Source organism: Qipengyuania citrea (genome assembly GCF_024171405.1).
GTDB classification, from domain to species: Bacteria; Pseudomonadota; Alphaproteobacteria; order Sphingomonadales; family Sphingomonadaceae; genus Qipengyuania; species Qipengyuania profunda.
The window spans coordinates 2,310,566-2,325,098 of the sequence record NZ_JALJZT010000002.1 but is presented as its reverse complement, the minus strand read 5'-3'; the positions used below and the strand labels follow the sequence as shown (position 1 = coordinate 2,325,098).

At 65.0% G+C, this 14,533-nt stretch carries 11 protein-coding genes; 2 read left to right on the top strand and 9 right to left on the bottom strand.

Annotated features, from left to right (window positions below; genetic code table 11):
- Window positions 1-48: 48 nt before the first annotated feature.
- Window positions 49-795 carry a YebC/PmpR family DNA-binding transcriptional regulator gene (locus J2S32_RS12240; RefSeq protein ID WP_253521810.1) on the bottom strand — a complete coding sequence of 249 codons (747 nt, stop codon included), beginning with the start codon at window positions 793-795 and terminating at the stop codon, window positions 49-51.
- A gap of 53 nt (window positions 796-848) precedes the next feature.
- On the opposite strand from J2S32_RS12240, the gene J2S32_RS12235 reads away from it, so the two are divergent.
- Entirely contained in the window at window positions 849-1,583 is a 735-nt protein-coding gene (locus tag J2S32_RS12235) for a CPBP family glutamic-type intramembrane protease (protein ID WP_253521807.1), read from the top strand.
- A gap of 1 nt (window position 1,584) precedes the next feature.
- Here J2S32_RS12235 and J2S32_RS12230 read toward each other — a convergent pair whose 3' ends face one another.
- The 3 genes from J2S32_RS12230 to J2S32_RS12220 all read right to left on the bottom strand — a co-directional run bounded on the left by J2S32_RS12230 (window position 1,585) and on the right by J2S32_RS12220 (window position 2,622).
- Window positions 1,585-1,902, bottom strand: coding sequence for a heavy metal-binding domain-containing protein (locus tag J2S32_RS12230; protein ID WP_253523101.1), 318 nt, complete (start codon window positions 1,900-1,902; stop codon window positions 1,585-1,587).
- 87 nt (window positions 1,903-1,989) lie between these two features.
- Window positions 1,990-2,226 carry a DUF2312 domain-containing protein gene (locus J2S32_RS12225; protein ID WP_050601763.1) on the bottom strand — a complete coding sequence of 79 codons (237 nt, stop codon included), beginning with the start codon at window positions 2,224-2,226 and terminating at the stop codon, window positions 1,990-1,992.
- Between the two features lie 81 nt (window positions 2,227-2,307).
- Window positions 2,308-2,622, bottom strand: coding sequence for a DUF1244 domain-containing protein (locus J2S32_RS12220; protein ID WP_253523098.1), 315 nt, complete (start codon window positions 2,620-2,622; stop codon window positions 2,308-2,310).
- 49 nt (window positions 2,623-2,671) lie between these two features.
- On the opposite strand from J2S32_RS12220, the gene pyk reads away from it, so the two are divergent.
- Complete coding sequence (gene pyk / locus J2S32_RS12215) at window positions 2,672-4,138, top strand: pyruvate kinase (protein WP_253521805.1); 1,467 nt, start codon at window positions 2,672-2,674, stop codon at window positions 4,136-4,138.
- A gap of 43 nt (window positions 4,139-4,181) precedes the next feature.
- Here pyk and J2S32_RS12210 read toward each other — a convergent pair whose 3' ends face one another.
- The 5 genes from J2S32_RS12210 to rpoC all read right to left on the bottom strand — a co-directional run bounded on the left by J2S32_RS12210 (window position 4,182) and on the right by rpoC (window position 14,513).
- Window positions 4,182-4,481 (bottom strand): hypothetical protein, encoded by a 300-nt coding sequence (locus J2S32_RS12210; protein WP_253521803.1) that lies wholly within the window; start codon window positions 4,479-4,481, stop codon window positions 4,182-4,184.
- Window positions 4,482-4,909: 428 nt separating this feature from the next.
- Window positions 4,910-6,223, bottom strand: a complete 1,314-nt coding sequence (locus tag J2S32_RS12205) for an NADH:flavin oxidoreductase/NADH oxidase family protein (RefSeq protein WP_253521801.1) — start codon at window positions 6,221-6,223, stop codon at window positions 4,910-4,912.
- Between the two features lie 13 nt (window positions 6,224-6,236).
- Entirely contained in the window at window positions 6,237-7,586 is a 1,350-nt protein-coding gene (gene gltX, locus J2S32_RS12200; protein ID WP_253521799.1) for a glutamate--tRNA ligase, read from the bottom strand.
- Window positions 7,587-7,626: 40 nt separating this feature from the next.
- On the bottom strand, window positions 7,627-9,993 hold the full coding sequence (locus J2S32_RS12195; protein ID WP_253521797.1) for a putative bifunctional diguanylate cyclase/phosphodiesterase: 2,367 nt from the start codon (window positions 9,991-9,993) through the stop codon (window positions 7,627-7,629).
- Window positions 9,994-10,184: 191 nt separating this feature from the next.
- Window positions 10,185-14,513, bottom strand: a complete 4,329-nt coding sequence (gene rpoC / locus J2S32_RS12190; protein ID WP_253521795.1) for a DNA-directed RNA polymerase subunit beta' — start codon at window positions 14,511-14,513, stop codon at window positions 10,185-10,187.
- Window positions 14,514-14,533 lie beyond the last annotated feature (20 nt).

Here is a 14,533-nt window from a genome sequence, read left to right as displayed (position 1 = left end):
GAGTGCCGCAGGATGTCCGCCGGGGCCGGAGGCGCACCCCGCGAAAGCTCATCCCTCGAGCTTGTCCATCACCTCGTCGGAGATGTCGTAATTGCCCCACACGGTCTGGACGTCGTCATCATCGTCCAGCACGTCGATCAGCTTGAGCAGCGTGCTAGCGTTCTTCTCGTCCATGTCGACAGTCAGGTTGGGCTTCCACGCCAACTTGACCGTCTCGGCCTCGCCCAGCGCCTTCTCGAGATCGGCCGCGACCTGGTGCAGGTCTTCGGCAGCAGTCCAGATTTCGTGGCCATCCCCGCTCGAGGCGATATCCTCCGCGCCCGCTTCCATCGCCGCTTCGAGGACCTTTTCCTCGCCGCCCGCGTCGGCCGCGTAGAAAATGAAGCCGAGCCGGTCGAAGCCATGCGCAACGCTGCCCTCGGTGCCGAGATTGCCGCCGTTCTTCGAAAAGGCAGTGCGAATGCTGGTCGCGGTGCGATTGCGATTGTCGGTCAGCGCTTCGACGATGATCGCGCTGCCGCCCGGGCCGTAGCCTTCGTAGCGCACTTCCTCATAGCTTTCGCCATCCTGCGCGCTGGCCTTGTCGATCGCGCGCTGGATGTTGTCCTTGGGCATCGACTGCGCCTTGGCGGCATTGACCGCCAGCCGCAGGCGCGGGTTCATGTCGGGGTCGGGCATGCCCATTTTCGCCGCCACGGTGATTTCGCGGCTGAGCTTGGAAAACATCGCGCTGCGCTTCTTGTCCTGCGCGCCCTTGCGATGCATGATGTTCTTGAATTTGGAATGGCCGGCCATGGTTTCGCTTTGCGTAGCTGAAATGGTTGGAATCAGAGGGTCGCCTTAGCCTCATGCACGCCGCAACGACAAGCCTTGCGCCCGCGAATTCGATGCGCGGCGAATGGACGCAATTTGCCGCTTTCCTGAAGCGCCCGGCGCTGCCCGCACGCGCGCCAAGGCCGCGGCTGGGAAGCCTTGGTGCGGTATGGCGGCTGTTCCTGCTCGATCTGGCAGTAATGGGCGTGTTGCTGGGAATTGCCGGGCTGGTCATGTCGACCGGCATCACCGTGCCCGAAACCGCGCTGGCAGGGATCGATATCGGTCCGGCGGTGGTGTTCGCGGTGGTGGTCTTCGCCCCGCTGGTGGAAGAGATCGCGTTTCGCGGCTGGTTGTCGGGGCGCCCCGGCCATGTGCTGGCGCTGATCGTCCTGCTGGGCGCCGGATTGGCCGCGATCATGCTGAGCGGTAACGCGACGATCCACGCTGCGCTCGTCGGGGGAACCGGCTTGCTGGCCGCGCTGGCCATCCTCTTCGCGCTGCGCAGGCGGGCCGCCATGGGCTGGTTCGCGCGCTTCTTCCCGGTATTGTTCTGGCTGAGCACGCTGGCGTTTGCGAGCGTCCACCTGTTCAATTTTCCCGCCGAGGACATGGCCATGGCGCTGCCGCTGGTCCTGCCGCAATTCGCAACCGGGACCATGCTCGGCTATCTGCGCGTCCACTATGGCCTGTGGGCCAGCGTGCTGCTCCACCTGCTCCACAATGGCGCGTTCATTTCGCTGGTGCTGCTGGCTGGCAGCGCGGGTTAGGTCAGATCTTTACCGCAGTGCCGCTGGCGCTGACCATCAGCATCGAGCCGGTATCGCCGATGACCTCGTAATCGAGATCGACCCCGACCACCGCATTGCCGCCGAGCGCGCCGCATTCGGCCTGCAATTCCTGGATCGCCTGTTCGCGCGCATCGCGCAGGATGCGCTCGTAACTGCCCGAGCGCCCGCCGACGATGTCGCGAATATTGGCGAACAGGTCGCGGAACAGATTGGCGCCCACGATCACCTCGCCAGTGACGATGCCGAGATAGTCCTGGATCGGCTGCCCTTCGATGTTGGGCGTGGTCGTCACGGTGATCCCGCGGGCGTCTTTCCAGGGGCTGGGCATGTCCTCATTCTCCTCGGCAACAGGTGTGTTATGAATGTAGGGCACGCCCCGCCGGAATCAACCCATGCCGAGCGCGGCCTTGTAGGTGTCGAGGATGGTTTCCTGTTCGCTGCGCTCGTCGGGCTTCATCTTCCGCAGGCGGATGATCTGGCGCATGATCTTGGTGTCGTAGCCGACCGCCTTGGATTCGGCGTACACGTCGCGAATGTCGTCGGCGATGCCCTTCTTCTCTTCCTCGAGGCGTTCGATCCGCTCGATCAGCAGGCGCAGGCGGTCGTCGGTGGCTTCGGCCATGGTCGGGTGTACTCCGGTAAAATGAGAATCGGTTGACGGCTCGATAGCCAGCCAGCCAGCGCGGGTGAAGGCGGCGACTCGTTACTCCACGCGATTTTTCGCGACGCTCGCTTCCATCCGCGCCAATTGCTCCTCGGTCGCGGGCGTCTGGCGGGTGGCCTTCCATTCATCCTGCGGCATGCCGTGGATCAGCTCGCGCGCGGCCAGCTTGTCGCCGTCGAACCCCGCCTCGCGGATCCAGTCGGCGAGGCAATTGCGGCAGAACCCCGCCAGCCCCATCAGCTCGATGTTCTGCGCATCGTGGCGATGGCGCAAATGGCGCACCAGCCGGCGGAATGCTGCCGCCGCTACGGCATCGGGCAAATCGTCAAGCGGATCGCGTGCATTCGTTATCATGATCGTATGGTCCTTGCTTTGTCGCACACCGCTGCCATAGGCGATGGTCATGGCCAACCCCGCCCCCAAGCTCGATCCGCGCGGCCGCAAGGTCAAGATCCTCGCCACCGTCGGTCCGGCAAGCCGTTCGCCCGAAATGCTCGCCCGCCTGTTCAAGGCCGGGGTCGACGCCTTCCGCGTCAATATGAGCCATGGCGAACATGCCGACCATGCGCAGACGATCGAGACGATCCGCGCGCTGGAGAAACAGTTCCGGCGCCCGATCGCGATCCTCGCCGACCTGCAGGGCCCCAAGCTGCGCGTGGGCAAGTTCAAGGACGGGCAGGCGGTGATCCGCCATTCGGGCCATTTCACGCTCGACCGCAATCCCGAACCCGGCGACGAGACCCGCGTCGAACTGCCACATCCCGAACTGTTCGGCCTGCTCGAGAAGGGGCAACGGCTGCTGATCAACGACGGCAAGATCCGCCTCAGAGTGATCAGCGCGGATGAAGAGAAAATCCATTGTTCGGCCGAAGTCGGCGGGGTGATCTCGGACCGCAAGGGCGTCAATGTGCCCGATGCCGAAGTGCCGATCCCCGCGCTGACCGACAAGGATCGCAAGGATTTGGCCTTTGCCGTGGCGAAGGGGGTCGACTGGATCGGTCTCAGCTTCGTCCAGCGGCCCGAGGATCTGGCCGAAGCACGCCGGCTGATGGGCGGGCATGCCTCGCTCTGCGCCAAGATCGAGAAGCCCAATGCGGTGAGCCGCCTGGCCGAAATCATCGAGGCTTCGGACGGGATCATGGTCGCGCGCGGCGACCTGGGGGTCGAGTTGGAGCCGCAGGAAGTCCCGCCGCTGCAGAAGCGGATCGTCAACGAGACGCGCCTCAAGGGCAAGCCGGTGATCGTGGCGACGCAAATGCTCGAAAGCATGATCGAAAGCCCCGCCCCGACGCGTGCCGAGGTCTCTGACGTCGCCAATGCGGTCTATGACGGCGCCGATTGCGTGATGCTCTCGGCCGAGACCGCAGCGGGCGACTGGCCCGAGGAAGCGGTCACGATCATGCACAAGATCGCGCGCCAGGTGGAACGCGACGAGGCCTATATCGAACGCGTGCGCCTGCTCGACACGCCGCCCGATTCCACCACCGCCGATGCGCTGGCGCATGCTTGCATGACCGTGGCCGATACGGTCCCGGTCAGCGCGATCACGGTCTTCACCGGGTCGGGTTCGACCGCGCGGCGCGTGGCGCGTGAACGCCCCAGCGTGCCGATGCTGGTGCTGACGCCGAGCATGCGGACCGCGCGCCGGCTGGGCCTGCTATGGGGCGCGCATGCGGTGGCGACCAAGGATATCGGCAGCTTCGAAGAGATGATCGCCAAGGGCAAGCGCATGGCGCTGCGCCACGGGTTTGCCGAGGCGGGCAGCAAATTGATCGCACTTGCCGGGGTCCCCTTCGGCACGCCGGGATCGACCAATCTGCTCCACGTCGTCACCATCAGCGGCGACGAGCTCGACAAGCACGACGACTAGCGGCGGCTGGCAGGCGCGTTCTGCCCCCACCAGCCGCATCGCCTCAACCGCCGAGCGCGAGGAAGACGATCGCCCCCAGCGACAAGATGCCGCCGAGGATGATCGCGGCCAGTTCGACCGCGCCCAGCCGGTCGATATGCTCGGCTCGAAAAGCGCGGTATTGCTGGCGTAGCTCATCCTTGCTCGACAGGCTGGCGACTTCGAAGGCCGAGGCCTCCTTGGTGAACCAGCGCTTGAGATCGGCCAGTTCGGTTTCGGCGATCTCGGGATAACGCAGCAGCAGCGCCTCGATCTGGTCGAAGCGATCGGGGACGGCGGTGCCGCCGTCGGTGGGACGTGTCATGATATATGTCCTGTCTGAAACGGAGAGACGCGCCGATTGCGGGCGCGTGGCGGTTCAGATCAGGTGCGGGGGCCCGCGGGGGTCGGCGATCGACTGGGGCGGTGGCCGCCGCGGTGGGCCGCGAACACGGTGCGCTGCCCAGCGCTGGGGCAAGATCGGCTGCGCATCGAGCGCGAGCGCGGGAAGCGTCCGTCCAAGCGCCACATATGTTTTCGGACAGGGGGCTGCGACCGTGCAGACCAGCCCTGCCTCCCCTTCTCGCGGCGGGAGCGTAACCTCTGCAGTTGCAGCACTGAACACCGGGCCGCGGCCGCGATCGAGGGAGATCGGCTGATGCGGCAAAGCCTGCGCGCACAGGACCGCCAGCAACAGCGCGGCGCACGCGCGCAGGGGCCATCGGTAGAGTGCAGCGAGCATGATGGTGGGAGTTAGGCCCGGGGCCTGCCCGCTACAAGAGCGCGGCGTTCCTTCATGATGCGCTTGCTGCGCGCATCGACCAGCCGGAAGGCCTTGAACACGGGGAACGCGCGGTCGGTGCGCCCTTCATGTCCGAGCAGCCAGAGCTGCTGGTAGAACCAGTAGATCCCCGCAAAGCCGCTGATTGCCTTCACCGCGCGGAACCGCTTGAGAAAGCCGAGCCAGCGGGGCAGCAGCTCAAGGCTGTCTTCGTAGCGCGCCAGCTCGTCGGCACCTTTCAGCAGCTGCGCGGGGGCATCGGTGTCGACGCAGAGCGGGCGGCCCAGCCCGATCACATCCGCCGCCCCGCTGGCCAGCGCCTGTCCCATCGCCGCGCGGGTACGGAAACCCCCGGTGACCATCAGCGGGACCGAAACCTCGGCCTGCATAGCCTTGGCAAAATCGACGAAATAGGCTTCGCGCGCGACGGTCGAGGGCGCGACTTGCGGCGCCTCTTCGGCCTCTTGCCCGGCTACACCGAGCAGCTTGGGCTGTTCATAGGTGCCGCCCGAGATTTCGATCAGATCGACTGATGCGGCTTCGAGCCATTGCACCACCTGCAGGCTGTCGGTGAAATCGAACCCGCCCTTCTGGAAGTCGGCGCTGTTGAGCTTGACCGAGAGGGGGAAGCCCGGCCCCACTGCAGCGCGCACCGCGGCGACGATCTCGAGCAGGAACCGCGCGCGGTTCTCCAGGCTGCCGCCATATTCGTCGGTCCGGCGGTTCACCCGCGGGGAGAGGAATTGCGAAACGAGATAGCCATGCGCGCCATGCACCTGCACCCCGGTGAAGCCCGCATCCTTGCAAACGCGCGCGGCCAGCGCCCAGCGCTCGACCAGATCGGCGATTTCCGTCTTGGTCAGCGGCGTCGGCTTGCCGAATTGCCCGCCGGGCAGCGCCACGGCGACATCGGAAGAGGATTTGGGATGCGGATTGACCAGCTTCTGCGTCTGGCGGCCGCCATGGCTGATCTGCGCCCAGAAATGATTGCCTTGCCGCGTCGCCGCTGCCGCCCAGCGTGCCAGCCGCGCCTGCATGCCGGCATCGGGCTCGCGGTCGATCACGACATTGCCGGGCCGTTCGAGATGGTCGGCATCGACGATGATGTTGCCCGACAGCAGCATGCCCGACCCGCCATCGGCCCATAGGCCGTAGAGTCGCTCGAGTTCGGGCGTGGGGCGCCCATCGGGGCTGGCCAGTCCTTCGGTCATCGCGGCCTTGGCCAGCCGGTTGGGCAACACGGCGCCGCACGGCAATTTCAGTTCGCTTGCCAAAGTCACGGCCATGATCGCGTTTCCCCTACCCCTGCGCGGCTTGCTCCAGCCGCTCGCGTGCGCGCGTCTCACCGATCAGCGGCAGCAATTCACCCATGTCGGGCCCATGGTCCATTCCCGTCAAGGCCTGACGCAAGGGGAGGAAGAGCGGCTTGCCCTTGCGGCCGGTGGTCTCTTTCAGCGTGGCGGTGAGCGCACGCCAGGGATCGTCTCCCCATGCAAGGCTCCGCGCAGCCTCGGCCAGATAGGCGCGGTCTTCTTCCGAGAACGCGCGCGTATCGATCGGGCCGGTCACCAGCCGCCACCATTCATCCGCCTCGGACACCCGTGAAAGATTGGGCCGGATCGCATGCCAGCCGGCTTCGTCCATCCCCTCGGGCAGGCGCGCGGCAACCGCGGCATAGTCCATCTGGTGGACCAGCGCGGCGTTGATCCGTTCGAGCTCGGCATCGTCGAACCGGGCGGGGGCGCGGCCGAAGGTGGCGAGGTCGAAGCTTTCGAGCAGCACCGCGCGGTCCGCGATCGGCTCGACCGGCAGCGAGGTCCCCAGCCGCGCCAGCAGCGCGACGATCGCCTGCGGTTCGAACCCGCGCTCGCGAAACGCATCGCAGCCGAGCGAGCCGAGCCGCTTCGAAAGCTTGCCCTCCGCGCCGACCAGCAGCGCCTCATGCGCGAACCCCGGCATCTGCCCCGCACCATCCTGCGCCGCGATCAACGCGGAGAACATCTGGATCTGCACTGCGGTATTGCTGACATGATCCTCGCCGCGCAGCACCTGCGTAATACCCATGTCGAGATCGTCGACCGCGCTCGGCAGCATGTAGAGCCAGCTGCCGTCGGCACGGCGGATGACCGGGTCGGACAATTGCGCGGGGTCGAATTTCTGCGGGCCGCGCACGCCATCATCCCAGGTGATCGGCGCAGTGTGATCGAGCTGGAACCGCCAGTGCGGGGCGATGCCCTCGGCTTCCTTGGCGGCGCGTTCGGCTGCGCTCAGTTCGAGCGCCCCGCGATCGTAGATCGGCGGCAGCCCGCGCCCGAGGCGGATCTTGCGCTTGAGCTCGAGCTCCTGCTGCGTCTCGTAGCAGGGATAGACCCGGCCCGCCTCGCGCAGCGCCGCAAAGGCGCGTTCGTACAGCGCGAGCCGCTGCGACTGGCGGGCCTCGCCATCGGGCTCGAGACCCAGCCATTCGAGATCGGCGCGGATCGCCTCGACATAGTCCTCGCGGCTGCGCTCGGCATCGGTATCGTCGATGCGCAGCAGGAAACGCCCGCCGCTTTGCTTGGCGAGCATCCAGTTGTGCAGCGCAGTGCGAATGTTGCCGACATGGAGCCGCCCGGTGGGCGACGGGGCGAAGCGGGTGACATGGGTCATGCGCGCGCCGATAGCCGAGGGGCGCGCGCTTGGCGAGAGGTCAGCTGGCCCGCGACGAGCGCCGCCTGAGCGCCGCCTCGCGCGCCTTGCGGTAATCGAGGATGCCGCTGGCGTCGCCCTGCATCGCCGCCTGGACCGCCGCGGGGGTGGCGAAATTCTCGCCCGGGACCGGCTGGCAGATCAGATAGCCCTGCGCTTCCTGGCAGCCGAGCTTGCGCAAGAGGTCGAGCTGCGCGCGCGTTTCGACGCCTTCGGCGGTCGCCGCCATACCCAGCGCATCGGCCAGCCGCGTGATGCTGGAGACGATCGCCTGATTGTCGGCCGAGGCTTCGATCCCCTCGACGAAATCCTTGTCGATCTTGATCCGGTCGAAGGGGAAGCGGCGCAGATAGCTGAGCGAGGAATAGCCGATCCCGAAATCGTCGAGCGCGACCTTGGTGCCAAGCTCGCGCAGCTTTGCCAGATTGCCTTCGCACAAGTCGCTGTTCTGCATCAGCACATGTTCGGTAATCTCGAATTCGACCCGGTGGGGCGCGATCCCGTGGGCATGGATCGCCTGCGCGACCACATCGGCCAGATGCGGACTGCGCACCTGCGTGGGCGACAGGTTGATCGCGATGCGGAAATTGCCTTCCCACTGCCCGGTTTCGGCCAGCGCCTGCCGGATGACCCATTCGCCGATGGGCACGATCATCCCGGTTTCCTCGGCCACCTCGAGGAAGTCGTCCGGTGTCACGATTCCGCGCTTGGGATGGTACCAGCGCAGCAGCGCTTCGTAGCCCGCGACCTCGCCCGAATCGAGATCGATCACCGGCTGGTAATGGAGATGGAGCTGATCGCGGGCGAGCACTTCGCGCAGATCGGTCTCGATATCGCGCCGCTCGCGCGCCACCCGGTCGAGTTCCTCGTCGTAAAGCGCCAGCGTGTCGCGGCCCTTGGCCTTGGCAGCGAAAAGCGCGATATCCGCGCGCCGCATCAGTTCTTCCGCATCGCGGTCGCCATCGGCGCCCTTGGCAATGCCGATGCTGCCCGAAATGCGATAGACCTGCCCGTCGAGTTCGAAGGGGTCGCGGATGACCGAGAGGAAGCGATGCGCGCGCTCGATCAGCATGCCCGCGCCCGCGCGCGTTTCGAGCAGCACGGCGAATTCGTCCCCGCCCAGCCGCGCGACGAGATCCTGTCCGCGCACCTCCTGTTCGAGCCGGGTCCCGACTTCGCGCAGCAGGCGGTCCCCGACCAGATGGCCGCGGGTGTCGTTGACCGCCTTGAAATCGTCGAGATCGAGATAGAACAGCACGATGTTGCGCACACGGTCCTGCTGCGCCAGCGCGGCACGCAGCCGTTCGTTGAAAAGGTAGCGATTGGCGAGGCCGGTGAGGTTGTCGTAATGCGCCATGAAGGCGACCCGGTCCTCGATCAGCCGGTCGTTGGTAACGTCGCGCGCGACCCCGCTCATCCGGCCATCGCTGCGCGGGCGCGCCGACAGCTTCCAGTACCGCACCGCGCCATCGACCCGAAGCTTGAGCACGAGATCGCGAAACCGGCTGCGCTCCATCAGATGGCGCGCGAGCCGGTCGCGGTCGTCCCCCGGAGAGAACATGGCGATCAGCGGCGTGGCTTCGAGCGCATCCTCGGCCTTGCCTGCTGCCGCGGCGAACCGCGCGGGGACATCGCGCAGGTTCCCGGCGGCATCCACGGTCCAGAGCCAGTCGGACGAATGCTCCTCGTAATCATACAACAGCATGCGGACGGTGCCCGCGGCTTCGCGGCGGCTGATCTCCGCCTCGGCCCCGCTGATGATCTGTTTTTCCTGCTCGCGCGTCGAACCAAGGAGCGCGATGACGAACAGCGCCAGCAGCATCAGCGCGGGCCAGCCGGCACCGTCGGTCTGGATCCAGGTCGCCGCGGTGATCGACACCGTCATCACGATAATATGGAATATCGCCGCCTGTGGCGCAGTGCGATGGACCAGCAGGACCCCGCACAGGATCGCGATCGCAATGGCTGCCAGCACTGCCGCGTCGAACCCGGTCGCGACCGTGGCGAGAAAGGGAAAGATGGCCGCCCAGATCGACGAGCCGACCCATTGCAGCGCGATCAGCCGGCGCCAGTGGCGCTCCAGTTCCTCCAGCGGGGCCTCTTCAGAATCGAGCTGCCGCTCGAGCAGGACATAGGTCACCAGCAGCGCGATCTGCATCGCGGTCCAGGCGAGCAGAATTGCAAAGGGCACCTGCCCGATAAAGGTGAACAGCAGCGCGGCAAGCGATCCGATCGTGGGGAGCAGCGCCAGACGCGCCCCGGCCATGAAATCGTCCAGTCGGCGTGTCAGGAGCAGACGGCCCACCGCATCCGCCCCGGCAGGACCGGGCTCGGCACGCAGTTCGGTATCGGGCACTTCTGTGGCCACGAATTCCCCTCGGTCGTTGCCAACACCCCCGATGCGGCCACTCGGGACACATCGTGCAACCCCCGCAACTCAAGGTCAAGTAACATGCGAAGCAGAACTAATTAACGCGGCGCAAAGGCTACCCGCCAAAGAAAAGGCCCCGCCGGATCGCTCCGGCGGGGCCCAATACTTCGGTGCGATTTAGGCGCGGCTTATTCGCCGTCCTTGGCGTCCTCGTTGAGGTATTCGCCCGCATCGGCATCGGTGCCGTGCGTTTCGCCTTCCATCACTGCCAGCGGATCGTCGCCGATCGCCGCTTCGGGGCCCTGGGCGAGTTCCGCCGCGTGCTCTTCTTCGGCGGTCTGGGCAGCGATGATCGCTTCCTGTGCCTTCTTCCACTGGGCGCGCAGCGCCGCATCGCGGCTGGTGGCGGTGATGCGCATGCGGTTCATACCCGCGCCGGTACCGGCGGGGATGAGACGGCCCACGATCACGTTCTCCTTCAAGCCGACCAGCGTGTCCTTCTTGCCTTCGACTGCGGCCTGCGTGAGCACGCGCGTGGTTTCCTGGAACGAAGCCGCCGAGATGAACGAACGCGTCTGCAGCGAAGCCTTGGTGATGCCGAGCAGGATCGGGGTGCCCTTGGCGGGCTCCTTGTTCCGGCCGAGCTTGGCATTGGTTTCCTTGAGCTCTTCCAGATCGACCTGTTCGCCGGGCAGCAGCACGGTGTCGCCGCCATCCTTGATCTCGACCTTCTGCAGCATCTGGCGAACGATCACCTCGATGTGCTTGTCGTTGATCTTCACGCCCTGGAGTCGATAGACTTCCTGGATTTCGGTGCAGAGATATTCAGCCAGCGCCTCGACGCCCAGGACTTCGAGGATGTCGTGCGGGTTGGGCGAACCGGAAATCAGGGTATCACCCTTCTTCACGAAGTCGCCTTCCTGCACGTCGATCACCTTGGTCTTGGGGATCAGGTACTCGACTGCATCGCCTTCTTCCGGAACGATCGCGATCTTGCGCTTGGCCTTGTATTCGCGAACGAATTCGATCTTGCCCGAAATCTTGGCAATGACCGAATTATCCTTGGGCAGGCGCGCTTCGAACAGCTCGGCCACCCGCGGCAGACCGCCGGTGATGTCGCGGGTCTTGGCAGCTTCGCGCGATGCACGGGCGAGGATGTCGCCGGCATCGACCTGCTGGTTGTCCTCGACCGAAAGCACGGTGCCCGGTGCCAGCATGTAGCGCGCGGCTTCCGTCTCGTCGCCCGCATCGTTGAACAGGGTCAGGCGCGGACGCAGATCCTCGTTCTTCTTGCGGCCCGACGTCTTCGTATCGATGACCACGCGCTGCGCGATGCCCGTGGCATCGTCGACGCGTTCTTCCATGGTCGTACCGTCGATCAGGTCCTGGAATTTCGCCACGCCCGACGTTTCGGTGATGATCGGCAGACTGAACGGATCCCATTCGGCCAGACGATCGCCTTCCTTCACCTTGCCGCCATCCTTGTGCATCAGCACGGTACCGTAGGGCACCTTGTGGATTTCGCGCTCGCGGCCCTCGGCATCGATCACTGCCAGTTCGCCATTGCGGGCGAGCGACAGGATACGGCCCTTCTTGTCGGTGATGGTGGGCATGTCGCGATAGACGACCTTGCCGTCCGACACGGCTTCGAGATGCGAGGTCTCGTTGAGCTGTGCGGCACCGCCGATGTGGAAGGTACGCATGGTCAGCTGCGTGCCCGGTTCACCGATCGACTGTGCAGCGATGACGCCGACGGCCTCGCCGATGTTGACCGGCGTACCGCGGGCAAGATCACGGCCGTAGCACTTGGCGCAAACGCCCTGCTGGGCTTCGCAGACCAGCGGCGAGCGGATCTTGGCGACCTGCACTTCGGCTTCCTCGATGACCTTGATCATCGGTTCGTCGAGCAGCGTGCCCGCCTTGGCGATGACCTCGTCGGTCGCCGCGTTGACGATATCCTCGGCCACGGTGCGGCCCAGGATACGCTCGCCGAGCGAGGCGATCACGCTACCGCCCTGGACGATGGCGCGCATGTCGAGCGAGTTGTCGGTCTTGCAGTCCTCGACGACGATGGTGCAGTCCTGCGACACGTCGACGAGACGGCGGGTCAGGTAACCCGAGTTCGCCGTCTTCAACGCCGTATCCGCGAGACCCTTACGGGCACCGTGGGTGGAGTTGAAGTATTCGAGGACGTTGAGGCCTTCCTTGAAGTTCGAGATAATCGGGTTCTCGATGATCTCGCCCGACGGCTTGGCCATCAGGCCGCGCATCCCGGCGAGCTGCTTCATCTGCGCCGGGCTACCACGGGCACCGGAGTGCGCCATCATGTAGATCGAGTTGATCTCGGCCTGGACACCGTCCTTGCCAATCGGGCGGGCCCGGATCTTCTCCATCATGGCTTCGGCAACCTGGTCGCCGCAACGGCTCCAGGCGTCGATCACCTTGTTGTACTTTTCCTGCTGGGTGATCAGGCCGTCCTGATACTGCTGCTCGTAATCGGCCACCAGCGCCTTGGTCGTTTCGACCATTTCGATCTTCTCTTCGGGGATGATCATGTCATCCTTGCCGAAGGAGATGCCGGCCTTGAACGCGTGGCGGAAGCCGAGCGACATGATCGCGTCGGCGAACAGCACCGTGTCCTTCTGGCCGGTGTGACGATAGACCTCGTCGATGACGTCGGCGATGTCCTTCTTGGTCAGCAAGCGGTTGACGATGTCGAACGGAACCTTGTGGTTCTTGGGCAGACATTCGCCGATCAGCATGCGGCCGGCGGTCGTTTCGAACCGCGACATCGCGATCTTGCCGTTCTCGTCCGCCTGCGGAACGCGGGCGAGGATCTTGGTGTGCAGCGAGACCTGCTTGGTCTCGAGCGCCTGGTGAACCTCGGCCATGTCCGAGAACATCTGCAGCTTTTCGACCTTGTTGCCGTCGCTGTCCTCGACGAATTCGGGCGTCTTCTCCTGCCGCTCCATCGAGAGGTAGTAGAGACCCAGGACCATGTCCTGCGACGGCACGATGATCGGCTTGCCGTTGGCGGGCGAGAGGATGTTGTTGGTCGACATCATCAGCACGCGCGCTTCGAGCTGGGCTTCGAGCGAAAGCGGGACGTGGACGGCCATCTGGTCGCCATCGAAGTCGGCGTTGAAGGCGGCGCAGACCAGCGGGTGGAGCTGGATGGCCTTGCCTTCGATCAGCACGGGCTCGAACGCCTGGATGCCGAGACGGTGAAGCGTCGGTGCGCGGTTCAGGAGGACGGGGTGTTCGCGGATGACTTCATCCAGGATGTCCCAGACTTCCTTGCGCTCCTTCTCGACCCACTTCTTCGCCTGCTTGAGGGTCATCGACAGACCCTTGGCATCGAGGCGGGCGTAGATGAACGGCTTGAACAGCTCGAGCGCCATCTTCTTGGGCAGACCGCACTGGTGCAGCTTGAGTTCGGGACCGGTCACGATGACCGAACGGCCCGAATAGTCGACGCGCTTACCCAGAAGGTTCTGGCGGAAGCGGCCCTGCTTGCCCTTGAGCATGTCGCTGAGCGACTTGAGCGGACGCTTGTTGGCGCCGGTGATCACGCGGCCGCGGCGGCCGTTGTCGAACAATGCGTCGACGGCTTCCTGCAGCATGCGCTTTTCGTTGCGGACGATGATGTCCGGCGCGCGCAGTTCCATCAGCCGCTTCAGGCGGTTGTTACGGTTGATGACGCGGCGATAGAGATCGTTGAGATCCGAGGTCGCGAAACGGCCCCCGTCGAGCGGCACCAGCGGGCGCAGTTCGGGCGGAATGACCGGCACGACTTCGAGGATCATCCATTCGGGACGGTTGCCGCTTTCGATGAAGCTTTCGACGACCTTGAGGCGCTTGATGATCTTGGCCGGCTTGAGCTTCGACTTGGTCGTCGCGAGCTCTTCCAGCAGATCGGCCTTTTCCTGTTCGAGATCGAGATCCATCAGCATGGTCTTGACCGCAGCGGCACCGATATCGGCGGTGAAGGCGTCCTCACCATATTCGTCCTGCGCTTCGAGCAGTTCGTCCTCGGTGAGGAGCTGGAACTTCTCGAGCGGGGTCAGGCCGGGCTCGGTGACGATGTAGCTTTCGAAATACAGCACGCGTTCGAGCTGCTTGAGCTGCATGTCGAGCAGCAGGCCGATGCGCGAGGGCAGCGACTTGAGGAACCAGATATGCGCGACCGGCGCGGCCAGTTCGATATGGCCCATGCGTTCGCGGCGGACCTTGGTCACGGTCACTTCGACGCCGCACTTCTCGCAGACGACGCCCTTGTACTTCATGCGCTTGTACTTGCCGCACAGGCATTCGTAATCCTTCACGGGACCGAAGATGCGCGCGCAGAACAACCCGTCGCGTTCAGGCTTGAACGTGCGGTAATTGATCGTTTCGGGCTTCTTGATTTCGCCGAAGGACCACGAGCGGATGCGCTCGGGGCTGGCGATGCCGATCTGGATCTCGTCGAAGGTTTCGGGCTTCGCGAGCTGGTTGGTGAATTTGGTCAGTTCGTTCATGACTTATTCCCTTAGCGGGT

Bases quoted from the DNA above. Each gene is read 5' to 3' on its own strand.
- J2S32_RS12240 (WP_253521810.1), bottom strand. From the start codon at position 795: ATGGCCGGCCATTCCAAATTCAAGAACATCATGCATCGCAAGGGCGCG.
- J2S32_RS12235 (WP_253521807.1), top strand. From the start codon at position 849: ATGCACGCCGCAACGACAAGCCTTGCGCCCGCGAATTCGATGCGCGGC.
- J2S32_RS12225 (WP_050601763.1), bottom strand. From the start codon at position 2,226: ATGGCCGAAGCCACCGACGACCGCCTGCGCCTGCTGATCGAGCGGATC.
- J2S32_RS12220 (WP_253523098.1), bottom strand. From the start codon at position 2,622: ATGATAACGAATGCACGCGATCCGCTTGACGATTTGCCCGATGCCGTA.
- pyk (WP_253521805.1), top strand. From the start codon at position 2,672: ATGGCCAACCCCGCCCCCAAGCTCGATCCGCGCGGCCGCAAGGTCAAG.
- J2S32_RS12210 (WP_253521803.1), bottom strand. From the start codon at position 4,481: ATGACACGTCCCACCGACGGCGGCACCGCCGTCCCCGATCGCTTCGAC.
- J2S32_RS12205 (WP_253521801.1), bottom strand. From the start codon at position 6,223: ATGGCCGTGACTTTGGCAAGCGAACTGAAATTGCCGTGCGGCGCCGTG.
- gltX (WP_253521799.1), bottom strand. From the start codon at position 7,586: ATGACCCATGTCACCCGCTTCGCCCCGTCGCCCACCGGGCGGCTCCAT.
- rpoC (WP_253521795.1), bottom strand. From the start codon at position 14,513: ATGAACGAACTGACCAAATTCACCAACCAGCTCGCGAAGCCCGAAACC.